18 protein-coding genes are annotated in these 18794 nt (G+C 69.4%); 11 read left to right on the top strand and 7 right to left on the bottom strand.

Annotation, left to right across the window (positions count from 1 at the left end; translation table 11 throughout):
* Positions 1-104: 104 nt before the first annotated feature.
* Complete coding sequence (locus IPT68_RS18300; RefSeq protein WP_373300486.1) at positions 105-1604, top strand: glycosyltransferase family 87 protein; 1500 nt, start codon at positions 105-107, stop codon at positions 1602-1604.
* Positions 1605-1703: 99 nt separating this feature from the next.
* Here IPT68_RS18300 and IPT68_RS18295 read toward each other — a convergent pair whose 3' ends face one another.
* From IPT68_RS18295 to IPT68_RS18285, 3 genes are all read right to left on the bottom strand, one after another.
* The gene (locus IPT68_RS18295) at positions 1704-2735 is read right to left on the bottom strand and encodes an alanine racemase (protein ID WP_194073989.1); all 1032 of its coding nucleotides are present in this window, start codon (positions 2733-2735) and stop codon (positions 1704-1706) included.
* A 72-nt stretch (positions 2736-2807) separates the two neighbouring features.
* Positions 2808-3929 carry a peptidoglycan bridge formation glycyltransferase FemX gene (femX, locus tag IPT68_RS18290; RefSeq protein ID WP_189696004.1) on the bottom strand — a complete coding sequence of 374 codons (1122 nt, stop codon included), beginning with the start codon at positions 3927-3929 and terminating at the stop codon, positions 2808-2810.
* A gap of 199 nt (positions 3930-4128) precedes the next feature.
* Complete coding sequence (locus IPT68_RS18285; RefSeq protein ID WP_189696005.1) at positions 4129-4440, bottom strand: hypothetical protein; 312 nt, start codon at positions 4438-4440, stop codon at positions 4129-4131.
* 263 nt (positions 4441-4703) lie between these two features.
* On the opposite strand from IPT68_RS18285, the gene rpsF reads away from it, so the two are divergent.
* The 4 genes from rpsF to rplI all read left to right on the top strand — a co-directional run bounded on the left by rpsF (position 4704) and on the right by rplI (position 6410).
* Entirely contained in the window at positions 4704-4994 is a 291-nt protein-coding gene (rpsF, locus tag IPT68_RS18280; protein ID WP_004985983.1) for a 30S ribosomal protein S6, read from the top strand.
* A gap of 75 nt (positions 4995-5069) precedes the next feature.
* Positions 5070-5651, top strand: coding sequence for a single-stranded DNA-binding protein (locus tag IPT68_RS18275; protein WP_189696006.1), 582 nt, complete (start codon positions 5070-5072; stop codon positions 5649-5651).
* A gap of 57 nt (positions 5652-5708) precedes the next feature.
* Positions 5709-5945, top strand: a complete 237-nt coding sequence (gene rpsR, locus IPT68_RS18270) for a 30S ribosomal protein S18 (RefSeq protein WP_003949403.1) — start codon at positions 5709-5711, stop codon at positions 5943-5945.
* Positions 5946-5963: 18 nt separating this feature from the next.
* Complete coding sequence (rplI, locus tag IPT68_RS18265; protein WP_189696007.1) at positions 5964-6410, top strand: 50S ribosomal protein L9; 447 nt, start codon at positions 5964-5966, stop codon at positions 6408-6410.
* A 225-nt stretch (positions 6411-6635) separates the two neighbouring features.
* Here the strand turns inward: rplI and IPT68_RS18260 are convergent, their stop codons facing one another.
* Complete coding sequence (locus tag IPT68_RS18260; protein ID WP_189696008.1) at positions 6636-7973, bottom strand: MATE family efflux transporter; 1338 nt, start codon at positions 7971-7973, stop codon at positions 6636-6638.
* 460 nt (positions 7974-8433) lie between these two features.
* On the opposite strand from IPT68_RS18260, the gene dnaB reads away from it, so the two are divergent.
* Together dnaB and IPT68_RS18250 are read left to right on the top strand one after the other, a co-directional pair.
* A complete protein-coding gene (dnaB, locus tag IPT68_RS18255; protein ID WP_189696009.1) occupies positions 8434-9909 on the top strand; it encodes a replicative DNA helicase in 1476 nt (491 codons plus the stop codon).
* Between the two features lie 127 nt (positions 9910-10036).
* Positions 10037-11422, top strand: coding sequence for a serine hydrolase domain-containing protein (locus tag IPT68_RS18250; RefSeq protein WP_189696010.1), 1386 nt, complete (start codon positions 10037-10039; stop codon positions 11420-11422).
* Between the two features lie 203 nt (positions 11423-11625).
* On the opposite strand, the gene IPT68_RS18245 is transcribed toward IPT68_RS18250, so the two are convergent.
* Positions 11626-12078: a GNAT family N-acetyltransferase gene (locus tag IPT68_RS18245; RefSeq protein WP_189696011.1), complete on the bottom strand. Its 453-nt coding sequence runs from the start codon at positions 12076-12078 to the stop codon at positions 11626-11628.
* A 9-nt stretch (positions 12079-12087) separates the two neighbouring features.
* A complete protein-coding gene (locus IPT68_RS18240) occupies positions 12088-12546 on the bottom strand; it encodes a MarR family winged helix-turn-helix transcriptional regulator (protein WP_189696012.1) in 459 nt (152 codons plus the stop codon).
* A gap of 140 nt (positions 12547-12686) precedes the next feature.
* On the opposite strand from IPT68_RS18240, the gene IPT68_RS18235 reads away from it, so the two are divergent.
* The gene (locus IPT68_RS18235; protein ID WP_189696013.1) at positions 12687-13895 is read left to right on the top strand and encodes an MFS transporter; all 1209 of its coding nucleotides are present in this window, start codon (positions 12687-12689) and stop codon (positions 13893-13895) included.
* Positions 13896-14050: 155 nt separating this feature from the next.
* On the top strand, positions 14051-14473 hold the full coding sequence (locus tag IPT68_RS18230; RefSeq protein WP_189696014.1) for a GlcG/HbpS family heme-binding protein: 423 nt from the start codon (positions 14051-14053) through the stop codon (positions 14471-14473).
* A 69-nt stretch (positions 14474-14542) separates the two neighbouring features.
* Here the strand turns inward: IPT68_RS18230 and IPT68_RS18225 are convergent, their stop codons facing one another.
* Positions 14543-15409, bottom strand: a complete 867-nt coding sequence (locus IPT68_RS18225; protein ID WP_189696015.1) for a GNAT family N-acetyltransferase — start codon at positions 15407-15409, stop codon at positions 14543-14545.
* Positions 15410-15612: 203 nt separating this feature from the next.
* On the opposite strand from IPT68_RS18225, the gene IPT68_RS18220 reads away from it, so the two are divergent.
* Together IPT68_RS18220 and IPT68_RS18215 are read left to right on the top strand one after the other, a co-directional pair.
* Positions 15613-16245, top strand: coding sequence for an HAD family hydrolase (locus IPT68_RS18220; RefSeq protein WP_189696016.1), 633 nt, complete (start codon positions 15613-15615; stop codon positions 16243-16245).
* Positions 16246-17112: 867 nt separating this feature from the next.
* A complete protein-coding gene (locus IPT68_RS18215; RefSeq protein ID WP_373300491.1) occupies positions 17113-18780 on the top strand; it encodes a globin domain-containing protein in 1668 nt (555 codons plus the stop codon).
* Positions 18781-18794 lie beyond the last annotated feature (14 nt).

Raw genomic sequence — 18794 nt, 5'->3', positions numbered from 1 at the left:
CACGTGAAACCGAAATGACTGTTTCACGTGAAACAGGGCCGCCGCACCGGTCAGGTGCGGCGGCCCTCGGCGTATTCCCAGACTCGTACGGCAGGATGTGCCCCATGCCCAGTGCAGAGACGACGCAAGCGAGCGCGCACGAGCCGGACCCGGTGCGGCCCACCACGGTCGACGAGGTCGCCGCGAGCGGCAGTGAGCTGATCGGTGGTCCCCTGGGGCGACGCGCCCTGCTCGGGACGTCCTGGTGGACTCCCGTGCGGGTGATCGTGCTCGTGGCGGTGGGTATGTTCGCCCTCGGACTGGTCCAGAAGGCGCCCTGCTACAACGGCGCCTGGTTCTTCGGCGCCAGTTCGCAGTACACGCATGCGTGCTACTCGGACATCCCGCACCTCTACAACGGGCGCGGTTTCGCCGATGGGCTCGTGCCGTACTTCGACAGGCTCCCCGGCGACATGGAGTACCTCGAGTATCCGGTGCTGACCGGCGTCTTCATGGAGGTCGCCGCCTGGATCACGCCCGGCAGCGGCAGCATCCAGGACCAGCAGCAGTGGTACTGGATGGTCAACGCCGGGATGCTGATGGTCTGCGCGGCCGTCATCGCCGTCTGTGTGACCCGGACGCACGCCCGGCGCCCCTGGGACGGTCTGCTGGTCGCCCTGGCGCCCGCCTTCGCGCTGACCGCCACCATCAACTGGGACCTGCTGGCGGTCGCTCTGACGGCCGCGGCGATGCTGATGTGGTCGCGGGGCCGTTCCGTCGCCTTCGGTGTGCTCCTGGGGCTCGCCACGGCCGCCAAGCTCTATCCCCTGTTCCTGCTCGGGGCGCTGTTCGTGCTGTGCTGGCGGGCCGGCAGGTGGCGGGACTTCGGCAAGGCACTCGCCGGCGCGGTCGTCGCCTGGCTGGTCGTGAACCTGCCGGTCATGCTCTTCGCCTTCGACGGCTGGTCGAAGTTCTACACGTTCAGCCAGGAGCGAGGTGTCGACTTCGGGTCCTTCTGGCTCATCCTGGTCCAGAACTCCAGTGATCCGCTCAGCACCGACACCGTCAACACGCTGGCCACGCTTTTGATGCTGCTGTGCTGCGTCGGTATCGCGGCACTCACCTTCACCGCGCCGCGCCGACCGCGCTTCGCCCAGCTGGCCTTCCTGATCGTGGCGGCCTTCGTCCTCACCAACAAGGTCTACTCGCCGCAGTACGTCCTGTGGCTGGTCCCGCTGGCCGCGCTGGCCCGGCCGAAGTGGCGGGACTTCCTGATCTGGCAGGCCTGCGAGGTGGCGTACTTCCTGGGCATCTGGATGTACCTCGCCTACACGACCAGCGGAGACGCCCACAAGGGTCTGCCGACCGACGGCTACCACTGGGCGATCGGCGTGCACCTGCTGGGCACCCTGTACCTGTGTGTCGTGGTCGTGCGCGACATTCTCATGCCGGACCGGGACGTGGTCCGCCGCGGCGGCGAGGACGATCCCTCCGGGGGCGTGCTCGACCGCGCTGCGGATGTGTTCGTCCTGGGACCCGCGGCCCGTCCGCCGCAGCAGGCGGCGCAGTTCGAGGTGCCTCACGTGGAGTGGGGCAGCGGCAAGGAGAACACCGGTTCGCCCTGAGCGAACAACGCTCTGGGCGTCGTAGGGGGGAGCCGGACGACGAGAAGGCCGTACACGGAGATCCGTGTACGGCCTTCTCGTCGTCGTACGTCGCCGCCGTCAGCGGTCGACGAGACGGTCGAACTGCGTGGTGGTGTGCCGCAGATGGGCCACCAACTCGTCACCGACCTTCGGTTCCGGCGCGTCCGCCGGCACGAACAGGATGGATACCTGCATGTGCGGCGGCTCGGCGAACCAGCGCTGCTTGCCGCCCCAGACGAACGGCGAGAGGTTCCGGTTGACCGTGGCGAGGCCGGCGCGGGCGACGCCCTTCGCGCGCGGCATGACGCCGTGCAGCGCCTTGGGGGCCTCCAGGCCCACCCCGTGCGACGTGCCGCCCGCCACGACCACCAGGTAGCCGTCCGAGGCCGCCTTCTGCTGCCGGTAGCCGAACCGGTCGCCCTTGGAGACGCGCGTGACGTCCAGGACCGCACCGCGGTACTCGGTGGCGTCGTGGTCCCCCAGCCACAGCCGCGTGCCGATCCGGGCGCGGAAGCGCGTCTGCGGGAACTGCTGCTGCAACCGGGTGAGTTCCTCGGCCTTGAGGTGGCTGACGAACATCGTGTGCAGCGGCAGCCGGGCCGCGCGCAGGCGGTCCATCCAGCCGATGACCTCCTCGACGGCGTCCGAGCCGTCCGTGCGGTCCAGCGGCAGGTGGATGGCGAAGCCCTCCAGCCGGACGTTCTCGATGGCGGAGTGCAGTTGCGCCAGATCCTGCTCGCTGATGCCGTGGCGCTTCATCGAGGACATCACCTCGATGACCACACGGGCGCCCACGAGGCCGTAGACGCCGTCGATCGACGACACCGAGCGGATGACGCGGTCGGGCAGCGGTACGGGCTCCTCGCCGCGCCGGTACGGCGTCAGCACCAGCAGGTCACCGCCGAACCAGTCCTTGATGCGCGCGGCCTCGTACGTCGTGCCCACGGCGAGGACGTCGGAGCCCAGCCGTGTGGCCTCCTCCGCGAGGCGCTCGTGTCCGAAGCCGTAGCCGTTGCCCTTGCAGACCGGGACGAGTCCCGGGAACTGCTCCTGCACGTGCTTGTGGTGCGCCCGCCAGCGCGCGGTGTCGACGTAGAGCGTGAGCGCCATGGCCGGACCTGGAACCTTTCTCGTGGCTGCGGTGTGGCAGAGGGATGGAAGCTGGGGAAGCGGACGGCGGGCTCAGCGGCGCGACATGTAGATGTCGAGCGCCTTGTGGAGCAGCTTGTTCAGCGGGAAGTCCCACTCGCCGAGGTACTCGGCGGCCTGCCCGCCCGTGCCGACCTTGAACTGGATGAGTCCGAAGAGGTGGTCCGACTCGTCCAGCGAGTCGGAGATGCCGCGCAGGTCGTAGACGGTGGCGCCGAGCGCGTACGCGTCGCGCAGCATCCGCCACTGCATGGCGTTCGAGGGGCGCACCTCGCGGCCGATGTTGTCGGAGGCGCCGTAGGAGTACCAGACGTGCCCGCCGACGATGAGCATCGTCGCCGCGGAGAGGTTCACGCCGTTGTGGCGGGCGAAGTACAGCCGCATGCGGTTGGGGTCTTCGTTGTTGAGGGCTGTCCACATGCGCTGGAAGTACCCCAGCGGGCGGGGCCGGAAGTGGTCGCGCACGGCCGTGATCTCGTACAGCCGCTGCCACTCCTCGAGGTCCTGGTAACCGCCCTGGACGACCTCGACGCCGGCCTTCTCGGCCTTCTTGATGTTGCGGCGCCACAGCTGGTTGAAGTCCTTGTGGACCTCCTCCAGGGAGCGGTTGGCCAGCGGCACCTGGAAGACGTAACGGGGCTGCACGTCGCCGAAGCCGGCCCCCCCGTCCTCGCCCTGCTGCCAGCCCATGCGCCGGAGCTTGTCGGCGACCTCGAAGGCGCGTGGCTCGATGAAGTCGGCCTCGATGTCCCGCAGGCGCTTGACGTCCGGGTCCTGGATGCCCCGCTTGATGGACGTGGCCTCCCAGCGCCGGATGATCACGGGCGGGCCCATTTTCACGGAGAAGGCGCCCTGCTGTTTCAGGTGGGCCAGCATCGGCTGGATCCAGTCGTCCAGATTCGGCGCGAACCAGTTGATGACCGGGCCTTCGGGGAGGTAGGCGAGGTAGCGCTTGATCTTGGGCAGCTGGCGGTAGAGCACCAGGCCCGCGCCGACCAGTTCGCCGGTCCGCTCGTCGAACCAGCCGAGGTTCTCCGAGCGCCATTCCGCCTTGACGTCCGCCCAGGCCGGGACCTGCATGTGACTCGCCGACGGCAGGCTCTGGACATAGGCCAGATGCTGCTCTCGACTGATGGTCCTCAGGGTCAGGCTCATTCGGGGCGCTCCTCGGGCTGGTGTGTCCCCATGGGTTCAGGGGCTCCGGCTCTCGCGCCGAAGCCTACTGCGCCCCACGAGCGCCCCGACTGGGCGTGCGCAACCTTCTCCTCGGCCTGTCGCGGCCGCGGCGGCGAACACCGAGCCCCGAAGGGCTCGGTGGGTGTGGGACGAGTGTGACCGGGTGGGTCGGAAGAGGTCAGAAAAGCCCGCCGAAAAGCCCTCCCTGGGCCATGCCCAGGAAGAAGCCGACGGCCGAGGCACCGAGGCCCAGCACCAGTCCGAAGCGTTCGCGGGTCGTCTCCGAGATCCACTGACCGTAGGCCCCGGTGAGGATGCCGGCCAGGCCGGTCCAGGAGCTGATCAGATGGAGGCTCGGGAACATCGCCGTGACGAACGCGACCACTCCGAGGACCAGCGTCACCGCGAGCAGTGCGTGCTGGACGGGATGGGGCCTGCCGTCCGTGGCGAAGAGGGATCCGGCGGTGTTGGGTCGCAATGCTTGTGCCATGGGGCACCTCCTGCGGAAGGCGGCGCATCGTAGCGCCATACACACCCGATGTGTACAGATTGACGGTCACGGCGGCCGGATTTCAACCGGAAGCCGGTGTGCGGGTACTCTGTACCGTCTGCACCGGTGTCTGCCCAGACCACGGCCGGAAGCCCGCACAGGGCCCCCGATTGTCAGTGGTGGCCGATACCGTTGCGTACGCATCACGACCCTCCTGCCACGGAACGACCGTGGCCGCTGAGTCCAAAGGAGGTGGGTTCCACATGCGTCACTACGAGGTGATGGTCATCCTCGACCCCGATCTCGAGGAGCGCGCTGTCTCCCCGCTGATCGAGAACTTCCTTTCTGTCGTCCGTGACGGTGGCGGAAAGGTCGAGAAGGTCGACACCTGGGGCCGTCGTCGTCTCTCGTACGAGATCAAGAAGAAGCCCGAGGGCATCTACTCGGTCATTGACCTGCAGGCCGAGCCTGCGGTCGTCAAGGAGCTCGACCGCCAGATGAACCTGAACGAGTCGGTCCTCCGGACCAAGGTCCTCCGTCCCGAGACCCACTGAGCTCTCGCTCAGCCGATCCCGGGACTCGAGTAGCACCACAAGCAGCCAGCAGCAAACCCGCCGAGAGGTTCCCCCATGGCAGGCGAGACCGTCATCACGGTCATCGGCAATCTTGTCGACGACCCCGAGCTGCGCTTCACCCCCTCCGGTGCGGCGGTCGCGAAGTTCCGTGTCGCGTCCACGCCCCGCACCTTCGACCGTCAGACCAACGAGTGGAAGGACGGCGAGAGCCTGTTCCTGACCTGCTCGGTCTGGCGCCAGGCGGCGGAGAACGTCGCCGAGTCGCTCCAGCGAGGCATGCGCGTCGTCGTGCAGGGCCGGCTGAAGCAGCGGTCCTACGAGGACCGTGAGGGTGTCAAGCGCACGGTCTTCGAGCTGGACGTCGAGGAAGTCGGCCCCAGCCTGCGCAACGCCACGGCCAAGGTCACCAAGACCGCCGGCCGGGGCGGCCAAGGCGGTTACGGCGGCGGCGGTGGCGGCGGTCAGCAGGGCGGCGGCTGGGGCGGTGGCCCCGGTGGCGGCCAGCAGGGCGGCGGCGCTCCTGCCGACGACCCGTGGGCGTCCGGCGCTCCCGCCGGTGGCGGCCAGGGTGGTGGCGGCTGGGGCGGTGGCTCCGGCGGCAGCGGTGGCGGCTACTCGGACGAGCCCCCCTTCTAGGCCTCACGGCCGAGGGTGGCCCGTACCCACACTTCTTGATCACACAGGAGAAACATCATGGCGAAGCCGCCTGTGCGCAAGCCGAAGAAGAAGGTCTGCGCTTTCTGCAAGGACAAGGTCACGTACGTGGACTACAAGGACACGAACATGCTGCGGAAGTTCATTTCCGACCGCGGCAAGATCCGTGCCCGCCGCGTGACCGGCAACTGCACGCAGCACCAGCGTGACGTCGCCACGGCCGTCAAGAACAGCCGTGAGATGGCGCTGCTGCCCTACACGTCCACCGCGCGATAAGGGAAGGGTGACCGACTCATGAAGATCATCCTCACCCACGAGGTCTCCGGCCTCGGTGCCGCGGGCGACGTCGTCGACGTCAAGGACGGTTACGCTCGCAACTACCTGATCCCGCGGAAGTTCGCTATCCGCTGGACCAAGGGTGGCGAGAAGGACGTTGAGCAGATCCGTCGTGCTCGCAAGATCCACGAGATCCAGACCATCGAGCAGGCCAACCAGGTCAAGGCCCAGCTCGAGGGTGTGAAGGTCCGTCTGGCCGTCCGCTCCGGCGACGCCGGCCGTCTGTTCGGTTCCGTCACCCCGGCCGATGTCGCCTCGGCGATCAAGGCTGCCGGTGGCCCCGAGGTCGACAAGCGCCGCATCGAGCTCGGCACGCCGATCAAGACGCTGGGCGCCCACGAGACGTCCGTGCGTCTGCACCCCGAGGTTGCCGCCAAGGTCAGCATCGAGGTCGTCGCTGCCTAAGCGCTGCGCTCGCTGAAGCAGAGAGTGGGGCCGCACCCTTCGGGGTGCGGCCCCACTCGCGTGTGGCTTGCGGATGATCGTGGATCGCTCGCGTGTGGCAGGCGGCGGGTGGTGCAGCGCGGTGGGTGTTTCACGTGAAACACGGGCTATCGGGAGGTGTTTCATGTGAAACGCCGAATCGGGCTGGGGAGCCACTCCCGCGTCCTGTTTCCGCTGACGACTTGCTCAGCGCGTGGCGCCCGTGACGAGCCAGCGGCCTGAGCGTGCGCGCAGCCACAGGGTGAGCATGCGGACCGTCATCATCAGCGTCATGGCCGCCCACAATGCGGTGAGCCCGCCACCGACGGTGGGTACGAGCAGCGCCACGGGAGTGAAGACGGCGAGAGTCAGGAGCATCGCCCAGGCGAGGTAGGGGCCGTCACCGGCTCCCATCAGGACGCCGTCCAGGACGAAGACGACACCGCAGATCGGCTGGGAGAGCGCCACGACCAGCAGGGCATGGAGAGCGGCGTCCTTTACCGCGGAGTCGCTGGTGAACAGAGGGAGGAAGGCCGGGCGGGCCACGACGACCAGAGTCCCGAGGAGGAGACCGACCACGACGCCCCACTGCATCATGCGTCGGCAGACGTCACGGGCTCCTTGTGGGTCGTCGGCGCCGAGATACCGTCCGATGATGGCCTGCCCGGCGATGGCGATGGCGTCGAGTGCGAAGGCCAGCAGGCTCCAGAGGGAGAGGACGATCTGGTGGGCCGCTATGTCGGCGTCGCCCAGGCGGGCTGCGACGCCTGTCGCGATCATCAGGATGGCTCGCAGTGAGAGCGTGCGGACCAAAAGGGGTGTCCCGGCCTGTGCGGACGCCCTGATCCCCGCGACGTCCGGGCGCAGTGAGGCGCCGTGGCTGCGGGCTCCCCGCACGACGACCACGAGGTAGACGGCGGCCATGCCCCACTGGGCGATCACGGTGCCCCAGGCGGAGCCGGCTATGCCGAGGCCGGCACCGTAGACCAGGGCCACGTTCAGGACACCGTTGGCGACGAAGCCCGCGACAGCCACGTAGAGCGGCGTCTTGGTGTCCTGCAGACCGCGCAGGACGCCGGTCGCGGCGAGGACGACGAGCATGGCCGGGATGCCGAAGGCCGAGATCCGCAGATAGGTCGTCGCGTAGGGAGCCGCTGTGTCGGAGGCGCCGAAGAGTTCCACAAGTGACGGTGCCGTGGGCAGGACGACGGCGATGACGCCGGCGCCGAGCAGCAGGGCCAGCCAGATTCCGTCCATGCCCTGCCGGATGGCCGCGGGGAGGTCACCAGCACCGACCCGCCGGGCCACGGCCGCCGTGGTGGCGTAGGCGAGGAAGACAAAGACGCTGACGGCGGTGGTGAGGAGCGCCGAGGCGACGCCGAGCCCGGCGAGTTGGCCCGTGCCGAGGTGGCCGACGATCGCACTGTCGGCCAGGACGAAGAGGGGCTCGGCGACCAGTGCGCCGAAGGCCGGGACGGCCAGGGAGACGATCTCGCGATCGTGTCGTCGCCGAGCGGTCCTGGGGGGCGCGGGAGCCTGTGTCATGAGCATCAATCTAATCTTCCACAGGTAAGAGACACAAGGTCTCAGTGACCCTTACTCGGGTCGTAGCGGAGCGTAGCGTCGGGCACTGTTCGAAGCGAACTTGGGCCGACTGGGAAAGTTTTTCTTCTGCACAGCCAGTGGATGGGAAAGGTGCAGGTCAGCGGCAGTTGCGACGAGACGGTGCGGGCTTGTTCACAGCGCTGTCCACCGTGTCGTGCACAGGTTTCGCGGAGTTCTCCACAGCATAGGGGCCGTCGTCCACATGGCCTGTGGATAACCAGATTGGCTGACGGTGCCCGGGGGCCTAACGTGGTCCGGCGCCCGCTCCCCCCGCCAGGCCGTGAAACCGTCACAAAACCGACGCGTCAGTACCGGAGTTGGGCCTCTCAGTTGTCAGTGCCGTGCCGTAGAAATGAGGGGCACGGCGAGGTCCGCTCGGCGGACGGGAGGAGGTGGCTCGGTGAGCATTTCCGAGCCCTTGGACGACCCGTGGGCCGACAGCGGTCCCAGCGATCGTCTGCCCTCCCGCCGACGCGGGGACGGTGGCCGCACACGCGAGGACCAGCATGATCGGGGCCGGGACAACGGCGCCTGGGACGGCGGAGGTTCGTCCTTCGAGCGGGTCCCGCCGCAGGATCTCAACGCCGAACAGTCCGTCCTGGGCGGCATGCTGCTGTCCAAGGACGCCATCGCCGACGTCGTGGAGATACTCAAGGGCCACGATTTCTACAAGCCCGCGCACGAGACGATCTACCAGGCGATCCTCGACATCTACGCCAAGGGCGAGCCGGCCGACCCCATCACCATCGCGGCCGAACTCACCAAGCGCGGTGAGATCAACAAGGTCGGCGGCGCCTCCTATCTGCACACGCTCGTGCAGACGGTGCCGACGGCGGCGAACGCCGAGTACTACGCGGAGATCGTCCACGAACGGGCCGTCCTGCGCCGCCTCGTGGAGGCGGGCACCCGGATCACCCAGATGGGATACGCGGCCGACGACGACGTCGACGAGATCGTCAACCGCGCCCAGGCCGAGATCTACGCCGTCACCGAGCAACGCACGAGTGAGGACTACCTGCCGCTCGGCGACATCATGGAGGGCGCGCTCGACGAGATCGAGGCGATCGGTTCGCGCACCGGCGAGATGACGGGCGTGCCGACGGGTTTCACCGACTTCGACTCGCTCACCAACGGCTTGCATCCGGGCCAGATGATCGTCATCGCAGCACGTCCCGCGATGGGCAAGTCGACGCTCGCACTCGACTTCGCCCGGGCCGCGTCGATCAAGCACAACCTGCCGAGCGTCATCTTCTCGCTCGAAATGGGGCGCAACGAGATCGCGATGCGTCTGCTGTCGGCCGAGGCCCGTGTCGCGCTGCACCACATGCGGTCCGGCACGATGACCGACGAGGACTGGACGCGGCTGGCCCGCCGGATGCCGGACGTCTCCGCCGCCCCCCTCTACATCGACGACTCCCCGAACCTGTCGATGATGGAGATCCGCGCCAAGTGCCGTCGCCTCAAGCAGCGCAACGACCTCCGACTGGTCGTCATCGACTACCTCCAGCTGATGCAGTCCGGCGGTTCCAAGCGCGCCGAGAGCCGTCAGCAGGAGGTCTCGGACATGTCCCGGAACCTCAAGCTCCTGGCCAAGGAGCTGGAGATCCCGGTCATCGCGCTCTCCCAGCTGAACCGTGGCCCCGAGCAGCGCACCGACAAGAAACCGATGGTCTCCGACCTGCGTGAGTCCGGCTCCATCGAGCAGGACGCCGACATGGTCATCCTGCTCCACCGCGAGGACGCCTACGAGAAGGAGTCGCCCCGTGCGGGCGAGGCGGACCTCATCGTCGCCAAGCACCGAAACGGCCCGACCGCGACCATCACGGTCGCCTTCCAGGGCCACTACTCGCGGTTCGTGGACATGGCGCAAACCTGATCCGCGGACGCGGGACAGGGTCGCGAACGCGCGGCGAGGGCGCGGGCCTCGTGGCCGGTCGCCGGCGGGTCGCCGCGTGCCGGGAAATGTGCTCGACGTGCGTCCCCCGGCCGGATGAACTGGGGGCATGACGACATCTCAGGAAGAGCTGCTCCCCGGGACGCGCAGGGCTTTGCTGCACCGGCTGGCCGTGGCCCAGTCCGAAGGGCGCGCGCCGTCGATGGTCGCGGCGGTCGTGCGGGACGGGCGCGCCGTGTGGCACGGGGCCCGAACGTCGGTGGACGGGCAGATGCCGGACGAGAACGTGCAGTACCGGATCGGTTCGATCACCAAGACCTTCACCGCGGTTCTCGTGCTGCGGTTGCGCGACGAGGGCGTCCTCGACCTCGGCGACCGGCTCGAGAAGCATCTGCCGGGCACCCGTGCCGGTGAGGCCACCATCGCCGAACTCCTCGCGCACACCAGCGGGCTGGCCGCCGAGTCCCCGGCACCCTGGTGGGAGCGGAGCCCCGGGTCCTTGCGCCCGGAGCTGGCCGACGTGCTGGGTGACCATCCGTTCCTGCATCCGGCCGGCCGGCGTTTCCACTACTCGAACCCCGGCTACACCCTGCTCGGCGCGCTCGTCGAGAGACTGCGCGCTGCCCCCTGGGAGGAGGTGCTGCGGCGCGAGGTGCTCGAACCCATCGGCCTCGACCGGACGCGTGTGCGCCCCTCCTCCCCGCGTGCAGGTGGCTGGGCGGTGCATCCCTGGGCCGACGTCCTGCTGCCGGAGCCCGCCGAGGACCTCGGGCGGATGGCTCCTGCCGGTCAGCTCTGGTCGACCACCGGGGATCTGGCGAGGTTCGCCGTGTTCCTCGCGCAGGGCGACGAGCGGGTGCTGAGCGAGGAGACCGTACGGGAGATGCGGGCGCCCGCGGCGCCGGCCGAGGCCGCGGACGTCGCCCAGGGAGTGACGTACGGACTCGGACTGCAGATTCAGCACTGCGACGGACGGCTGCTCGTGGGCCACTCCGGCTCGCTGCCGGGCTTCCTCGCGAATCTCACCCTGAGCGTGGCGGATGACGTCGGGGCAGTGGTGCTCGCCAACTGCACCTCAGGGCCGCTGCTGTCGACGGTGGGCGCCGACCTCGTACGCATCGTCGCCGAGGCCGAGCCGCGGATTCCCGAGCCGTGGCGCCCCTTGCCCGAGGTCGACCCGGTCGTACTGGAGTTGGCGGGCCAGTGGTACTGGGGGACGTACGCCTTCGGTCTGCGGCTGACGGGAGGCGGCGGGGTGACGCTGGAGCCCTTGTCGGGGAAGGGCCGTGGCGCACGCTTCCGGGCCAACGGTGACGGCACCTGGACGGGGTTGGAGGGCTATTACGCCGGAGAGTTGCTGCGGCCCGTACGGCGGGCTGACGGCTCCGTGAGCCATCTGGACCTCGGGTCGTTCGTGTTCACACGTCAGCCGTACGACGAGACAGCGGAAGTGCCGGGCGGAGTGGACCCGGAGGGGTGGCGGGGGATCGGTTAGGCGGTACACGGGCAAGACGCGCGGCGGAGGGGCGGCCGTCTCAGCGTGCGGAGGAGAGGCCGCCCTAGGGTGGGGAGGGGCCAGGGCGTGAAGAGTAGAGGCCGCCTCACGGCATGGATGAGGGCTGTCTGAAGCGCGAAGCAAGGGCCGTGTTTCACGTGAAACACGGCTTCCGCTGCGGCGCCCGTTCGCATCCCGCGGGCCTAGAGCTGAAGCTTGAAACCCACGTGGGACGCCGTGAAGCCGAGCCGCTCGTAGAAGCGGTGGGCGTCCACGCGGGAGGTGTCGGAGGTCAGCTGCACCAATTGGCAGTCGTGTCGCCGGGATTCCTCGATCGCCCACTCGATGAGCTGTGCGCCCAGCCCGCTCCCGCGTTCGTCCGCATGGATGCGGACGGCTTCGATGATCGACCTGGTGGCTCCACGGCGGGAGAGTCCGGGAATGACCGTGAGCTGAAGCGTTCCGACGATGCGGCCCTCACGAACGGCGACGACGAGGTGCTGGTTCGGGTCCGCGCCGATGCGCTCCAGTGCGGCCCGGTACGGGATCAGGTCGTCCGGTGACTCGCGCTGCGCACCCAGGGGGTCGTCGGCGAGCATGCCGACGATCGCGGGGAGGTCGTCCGTGACCGCGGCTCGTATCTCAAGATCTCCCATGTCCGCACCCTAAGCGGGCACGCTCGCCGACTCCACGACGCGGACCAGTGGGACCAGCTCAGGGTTCTTGGCCGCCTCGTCCAGCGCCTCGCGCAGGGCGGCGTCATTGGTCGGCCGCGCCTCCGCCAGCAGCTTCAGGCCCGCCTCGGTCACGTTGGTGTAGATGCCGCGGCGGTCGGTGGGGCACAGGTACCGCTCCAGCAGACCGCGGTCCTCGAGCCGGGTGACCAACCGAGTGGTGGCGCTCTGGCTGAGCACGACCGCGTCGGCGACCTGCTTCATCTGCAGATGCCCCCCGTCGCCGTCGTGCTGTCGGCTGAGGACGTCGAGCAGGGAGTACTCGCGCACGCTCAGGCCGTGCCTGGCCTGCAGGGCGCGCTCGATGTGCGCCTCGATCCTCCCGTGCAGCAGGGAGAGGGCGCACCAACCCTGGGCGAGGGCGGTGAGCGCGGGGTCCGTCGCTGTCATTGGGGTCTCCTCCGTCCGGAGCGGCTGCATCCAGGATAGAGCAGCGCCGCAATTGTCGGCGGTTGCATATAGCCCGCGTCTGCAATTATTGTGGATGCACGCAAAGCGCTCCTGTAATCATCTGGGAAGGTGTATCCCCCATGCCTCTCGCGCTTCTGGCCCTCGCGATCGGGGCCTTCGGCATCGGTACCACCGAGTTCGTGATCATGGGCTTGCTGCCCGAGGTCGCGACCGACTTCGGGGTCTCCATTCCGACAGCCGGTTTCCTGGTGACCGGCTACGCGCTCGGCGTGATGTTCGGCGCCCCGCTCATGACCGTGCTCGGCACGAAGATCTCCCGCAAACGGATGCTCATGGTGCTGATGGGGCTGTTCATCGTGGGCAATCTGCTCTCCGCCCTCGCTCCCGCCTTCGCCGTGATGCTCATCGGCCGGGTGGTCGCCTCACTCGCCCACGGTGCCTTCTTCGGCATCGGCTCGGTGGTGGCCGCGGAACTGGTCGCCCCGGACAAGAAGGCCGGAGCGATCGCGATGATGTTCACGGGCCTGACCGTCGCCAACGTCGTCGGCGTTCCGCTGGGCACGCTCGTCGGGCAGTCCCTGGGCTGGCGCGTCACCTTCACCGTCGTCGCCGCGCTCGGTGTCATCGGCCTGGCCGGTATCGCCAAGCTCGTCCCCGAGATGCCCAAGCCCGAAGGCGTCCACCTGCGGCATGAACTGGCCGCCTTCAGGAACGTCCAGGTCCTGCTCGCCATGGCGATGACCGTGCTCGGCTTCGGCGGCGTCTTCGCGGCCATCACCTACATCGCGCCGATGATGACCCACGTCACCGGCTTCGCCGAGGGCTCCGTCACCTGGCTGCTGGTCCTCTTCGGCCTGGGCATGGTCGGCGGCAACCTCGTCGGCGGCAAGTTCGCCGACCGCGCGCTGATGCCGATGCTGTACGTCTCCCTGGGCGCCCTTGCGATCGTGCTCGCGCTGTTCACGCTCACGGCTCACGACAAGGTCCTCTCGGCCGTCACCATCGCTCTGATCGGCGCCCTGGGCTTCGCCACGGTGCCGCCGCTGCAGAAGCGCGTCCTCGACCAGGCGCACGGTGCGCCGACCCTTGCCTCCGCCGTGAACATCGGCGCCTTCAACCTGGGCAACGCCCTGTCCGCGTGGCTCGGCGGCATCGTCATCGCGGCCGGCCTGGGTTACACCGCCCCGAACTGGGTCGGCGCCGTCCTCGCCGCGGCCGCTCTGCTCCTCGCCGTCCTGTCGGCCGCGCTGGAGCGTCGTGCCGGCACGACGAGTGCCGTCGTGGCGGCCGGCGTCCCCACCGAGGAGCGGACCGCCGTCCACCACTGACCGCCCCGGACGCGGCGGACCGTATGCCCCGCCGTTGGTCCCGCACCGTCCGCTCGCCACTCACCCCGACCCGGGCCGGCGTGGGGCCAGGGCCGTCCCCGCGCCCACCCGGCCGTTACCCCCACCAGCGACATACACAAGGAGAAACACACGCCATGAGCACCACCACCGCCGTCGGGCCCCTGACCGTCCAGGACGCCGACCTCCTCGTCACGGCCGCACAGCGGGCCGCCGAGGCCGCCGGAGCGACCGTCAGCGTCACCGTCCTGGACGGCGGCGGGCACCTGCTCGCCTTCCGGCGCGACGACCGGGCCGTGCTGATCTCCGGTGAGACCAGCACCCGGAAGGCGTACACCGCTCTCCAACTGAACGCGCCGACCGCCGACCTCGTCGACGCGGTCAAGCCCGACGGGCCGTTCCACTCCCTCCAGACCGCGCTCGACCGGCCGTTGCTGTTCATCGCGGGGGGTCTGCCGATTCACCGTGACGGACGGCTGATCGGTGCGATCGGAGTGGGCGGCGGCGCCCCGGAGCAGGACCACGGGTTCGCCACGGCCGCCGTGGAGGCGCTCGGCTGACGTCGGATCCGTCAGCCGCGACAGGACGCCGGTGCCCCAGCGGACCGGCGTCCCCCTGTCGTATCGGACTCAGCCCGCGGCCACCGTCAGCGGAGCGAAGCGCCGACTCCAGTCACCCGGAAGTTCCGACATCCCGTACGCCATCACCGCGTTGAAGGCGACCGATGCCAGGCCGCGCTCCTTCGCCCACGCCAGCAGTTCCTCGTGCCGGACGTCGATGTCGGTGCGCAGAGGGCGGTCGGTGTGGGCCGCGAGCGAGGCGATCAGCGCCTTCGCCGTCTCCGTGTCCCGGGCGATCAGTGGGCCGACGACATGCGTGTCCATGTTGGGCCAGGCGGCCGCGTAGCCGATGATGCGGCCGTCCTCCTCGGCGACACGCACCTGGTCGGCGAAGGCGGGCAGGCGCGTGACGATGTGCGTGCGGTCGGTGCCGAACACCTCGGCGTCGATGCGAAGGATCTTGGGGAGGTCCTCGCCGGTGGCCGGGCGGGTGGCCACATCGGGCTCGGGTCCACTCGGCACGAAAAGGCCGCGCAGCATCTCTGCGCGGCCGGTGACCTTGAAGCCGAGTTCCTCGTAGAGCGGGCGACCGTTCGGCGTCGCGTGCAGGGTGAGAGGCGTCGTGCCCATCAGAGACACCACATGCTGCATCAAGCGGCGCCCGACGCCTTGGCGTGCGTGCCGCTCGGCGACCAGCACCATGCCCACGGCTCCGAGTTCAGGGCGTTCCAGCGGTCCGTACTCGGTGACCGCGCAGGCGGCCACGAGCCCTCCTTGGGGGTCGTCGATGCCGTATCCCTTCCCGGCGGTGAGGAGGAAGCCCCATTTGTGCTCCTCGCGTGGCCACCCCCGGTCCTCGGACAAGTCGGCGCAGACCTTGAGGTCGCGACGGGTCAGGCGGCGGATCGGCAGAGCAGCGAGGGCAGGAGTAGGCACGCAGGTCAGGCTGTCTGACCGGTGCCCTTGACGTCCACCTGTTTCGGCAGAGACGTAGGTCCTTTTGGCCAACTTGAGGGGCCGGGCGGGATGCATGAACAACCTAAGGGTGTTTCACGTGAAACACCGGCGAACGGCGAGCGTCCATCAGTCCCGCCGATCATGCCGCCGATAGTCCGGCGCCGGCACTAGCCTCCAGTGCCATGGCGAGACTTCATCTCTTCGATCTCGACGGCACTTTGCTCCACGGCACCTCGGCGCCCGTGGAGATTTCCCGGCAACTCGGTCTGGAATCCGAGACGGTGGCCCTCGACCGGGAGATCGCGGCGGGGTTGATCGGCCCGCCGGAGTATGCGCAACGCGTGCACGCACTGTGGGCGGGTCTCACCGAGACGCATGTGTCGGCGGCTTTCGACGGTGCGCCGTGGCTCAGTCGAATCCGTGAGGTCTGGGCGGAGATCCGGCGCCAGGGTGATTACTGCGCGGTGGTGTCGCTGTCTCCCTCGTTCTTCGTGGAACGGCTCACGGGGTGGGGTGCGCACGCGGCGCACGGCTCGCTGTTTCCCGCTGTGCCCTTCACCCGGCCCGTGGATCCCGCCGGCGTACTCAGCGCCGCGGCGAAGGTAGTCGTCGCCGACCGGCTCTGCCAGGAGTTCGGGGTGACGCGCGCGGACTGCGTCGCATACGGGGACTCGTCGTCCGACACGGAGCTGTTCGGGGTCGTCCCAGTCTCCGTCGCCGTCAATGCGGACCGGCATCTGAGGGGACTCGCGACCCACACGTACGCGGGGAAGGATCTGTGGGATGCCTATGAATTGGTGCGGCACGTCCAGTAGTTGGGGGAAACGCTGGATCTCCGCACAGTCGAATTCGCGGCCGTGGAAGGAGGGACTTGTGTGCGGGCCGGGGGCCGGTAGGGTCGACTCCGGTTCCCGCACGGGACACGGAGCACTCTTCCCGTAGGGGCCGACAGCAGGGCATTGCAGCCTAACGGGACGGAGAGATCGAAGACCCGCATTCTCGGTTGAGCGGCCAGGGCGTCCAGGGGAAATGGGACGCTGCAATGAGAACACTGCGGCCAACGTCACACTCTCGTCCTACTTGTTCGTACGCACAGCGAACAAGAGTTGACTACGGCTGCGTCGGCCGCGACGCGGAACGGGGGCAGCAGCCGGCTGCGGGGAAAGCAGGCACCTTCCCGCCGAGGAAGTGCGCAGACCGACCGAAAGATGTTCGAGGCGAGGCACACCATGGATGCTCCCACCACCACGTCGTCCGACCACGGCGCTGCGAACGGCGGGGGCGGCTGGTTCACGGCGCGCAAGACACCCGTGGCGACTGAGGGGACCGCGCGGGAGACCGGAGAGGGCCGCCGCCTGGCCGGCATGCGCCCGGTCGGCAGGGGGACGCCGGCCGACGACCCGGGCACGCCGACGGACGAGGCCGCGTCCGGCACGACCTCTCAGGGCGGGCAGCCACACGGACGTCCGGTAGCCGACGGGTCCCTTGCCCGGCCTTACGTCCCCGAGGCCCTCAAGCAACGCGCGACGGACCCGGCCGCCGCCGGCGAGGCCCGCCCCACCTTCGGGGCCCCGCGCGCCGGTGAGGCGGCTGACGCCGAGTCGGCGCCGCAGGCACGCGGCACGGGGGCGCCGTGGGCGCGGCAGCCGGACATGCCGAGCGGGGCCACTGCTCAGGGTGCCTTGACCGGATACCGGCCCCCGGAGCGGCACACGCGAGCACAGGACGCGGAGCAGCCCGGGTGGACTCGGGAGCAGGGGCAGCCCGGCCGTTCGCAGGGTGCGGATCAGACCGGGCGTGTTCAGGGTGCGGGTGAGCCCGGGTGGCAGGGTCCGCGGGCGGCGCCGTCGGAAACCTCCGCCACCTCTCCCGTCCCTGGCGCCGGACCTGCCGTCACCGGCATCCCGGCCGATCATGAGCGAATAGGCCGGGCGGCCGCACCCACGCCCGCGCCGCCCTCGCCCCGCAGCACCGAATCGCCGGCCTCGGACCAGCGTGCGAGAGCCACCGCCGAGGCCCCGCCGGCCGCACACCGCGTGCCCACACAGCGCCACGCCCCGGAAGACCGCAACGAGCCGTCCCTCCTTACGTCCGGCGGGCCCTCCACCGCTCCGGCGTCCCATACCGCTCCGGCCGTGCATGCCGAGCCGCCCCCCGCGCCGACGGCCCCGCGCTCCCACCCGCCGAGCTCCGTCTCGCAGGCGCCCAGCCCGGCCCCGGCCCCCCGCGAGGACGCCTCCCCGGACGCCGTCCTGATCCGGCGCACCATGGCCACGGTCGCCCCCGTCGCCGACAAGGTCACGTCGTACTTCTACGCCCTGCTCTTCGTACACCACCCCGAACTGCGCCCGCTCTTCCCCGCCGCGATGGACGCCCAGCGGGACCGCCTGCTCAAGGCGCTGCTCACGGCTGCCGAGCACATCGACAACACCGGCGTGCTGGTGCCCTATCTGCAGAACCTCGGCCGAGGTCACCGCAAGTACGGCACAGAGCCCGCGCACTACCCGGCGGTCGGCGAGTGCCTGATCGGCTCGCTGAGCAGGTACGCCGAGTCCGTCTGGAGCGACGAGACGGAGGCGGCCTGGGTGCGGGCGTACACGACCATCTCCCAGGTCATGATCGACGCGGCGGCCGCGGACGAGCTGCGCGCCCCGGCCTGGTGGCATGCCGAGGTGGTCGCGCACGACCTGAGGACTCCTGACGTGGCGGTCGTCACCGTCCGGCCGGACCAGCCGTATCCGTTCCTCGCGGGGCAGTACGCCAGCGTGGAGACACCGTGGTGGCCGCGCATCTGGCGGCACTACTCCTTCGCCTCGGCGCCCCGATCCGACGGACTGCTCAGCTTCCATGTGAAGGCGGTTCCGGCGGGCTGGGTCTCCAACGCCCTGGTGCACCGGGCCCGGCCCGGTGACGTCATCCGCCTCGGCCCGCCGGCCGGTTCCATGACCGTGGACCACAGCACCGACAGCGGGCTGCTGTGCCTGGGCGGCGGCACGGGCATCGCGCCGATCAAGGCCCTGGTCGAGGACGTCGCCGAGCACGGGAAGCGGCGACCGGTCGAGGTGTTCTACGGGGCCCGCACCGACCATGACCTCTACGACATCGACACGATGCTCAGGCTCCAGCAGACGCACCCTTGGCTCTCGGTGCGCGCGATCGTCGACCAGCAGGCGAACGTCCAGCTCCCCGACGCCATAAGGGAGTACGGGCCCTGGAACGAGTTCGACGCCTATCTGTCGGGTCCGCCCGGCATGATCCGCAGTGGCGTGGACGCCCTGCGGGGCGTCGGCATCCCGTTTGAGCGCATACGGCACGACTCCGTCGAGGAACTCGTCGCCACCGGAAGCTGATGGCCGGCGGGGCG

The organism is Streptomyces chromofuscus (assembly GCF_015160875.1).
In the GTDB taxonomy this organism is placed as follows: Bacteria; Actinomycetota; Actinomycetes; order Streptomycetales; family Streptomycetaceae; genus Streptomyces; species Streptomyces chromofuscus.
Note: the sequence above shows the minus strand (reverse complement) of the source record. Positions and strands in the feature narration are given on the sequence as shown.

What these genes read in the sequence shown, in the direction of transcription:
- IPT68_RS18220 (WP_189696016.1), top strand. Translation starts at nt 15,613, where the DNA reads ATGGCGAGACTTCATCTCTTCGATCTCGACGGCACTTTGCTCCACGGC.
- rpsF (WP_004985983.1), top strand. Translation starts at nt 4,704, where the DNA reads ATGCGTCACTACGAGGTGATGGTCATCCTCGACCCCGATCTCGAGGAG.
- IPT68_RS18300 (WP_373300486.1), top strand. Translation starts at nt 105, where the DNA reads ATGCCCAGTGCAGAGACGACGCAAGCGAGCGCGCACGAGCCGGACCCG.
- IPT68_RS18230 (WP_189696014.1), top strand. Translation starts at nt 14,051, where the DNA reads ATGAGCACCACCACCGCCGTCGGGCCCCTGACCGTCCAGGACGCCGAC.
- IPT68_RS18295 (WP_194073989.1), bottom strand. Translation starts at nt 2,735, where the DNA reads ATGGCGCTCACGCTCTACGTCGACACCGCGCGCTGGCGGGCGCACCAC.
- IPT68_RS18260 (WP_189696008.1), bottom strand. Translation starts at nt 7,973, where the DNA reads ATGACACAGGCTCCCGCGCCCCCCAGGACCGCTCGGCGACGACACGAT.
- rpsR (WP_003949403.1), top strand. Translation starts at nt 5,709, where the DNA reads ATGGCGAAGCCGCCTGTGCGCAAGCCGAAGAAGAAGGTCTGCGCTTTC.
- femX (WP_189696004.1), bottom strand. Translation starts at nt 3,929, where the DNA reads ATGAGCCTGACCCTGAGGACCATCAGTCGAGAGCAGCATCTGGCCTAT.
- IPT68_RS18275 (WP_189696006.1), top strand. Translation starts at nt 5,070, where the DNA reads ATGGCAGGCGAGACCGTCATCACGGTCATCGGCAATCTTGTCGACGAC.
- IPT68_RS18245 (WP_189696011.1), bottom strand. Translation starts at nt 12,078, where the DNA reads ATGGGAGATCTTGAGATACGAGCCGCGGTCACGGACGACCTCCCCGCG.
- rplI (WP_189696007.1), top strand. Translation starts at nt 5,964, where the DNA reads ATGAAGATCATCCTCACCCACGAGGTCTCCGGCCTCGGTGCCGCGGGC.
- IPT68_RS18240 (WP_189696012.1), bottom strand. Translation starts at nt 12,546, where the DNA reads ATGACAGCGACGGACCCCGCGCTCACCGCCCTCGCCCAGGGTTGGTGC.
- IPT68_RS18285 (WP_189696005.1), bottom strand. Translation starts at nt 4,440, where the DNA reads ATGGCACAAGCATTGCGACCCAACACCGCCGGATCCCTCTTCGCCACG.
- IPT68_RS18250 (WP_189696010.1), top strand. Translation starts at nt 10,037, where the DNA reads ATGACGACATCTCAGGAAGAGCTGCTCCCCGGGACGCGCAGGGCTTTG.
- IPT68_RS18235 (WP_189696013.1), top strand. Translation starts at nt 12,687, where the DNA reads ATGCCTCTCGCGCTTCTGGCCCTCGCGATCGGGGCCTTCGGCATCGGT.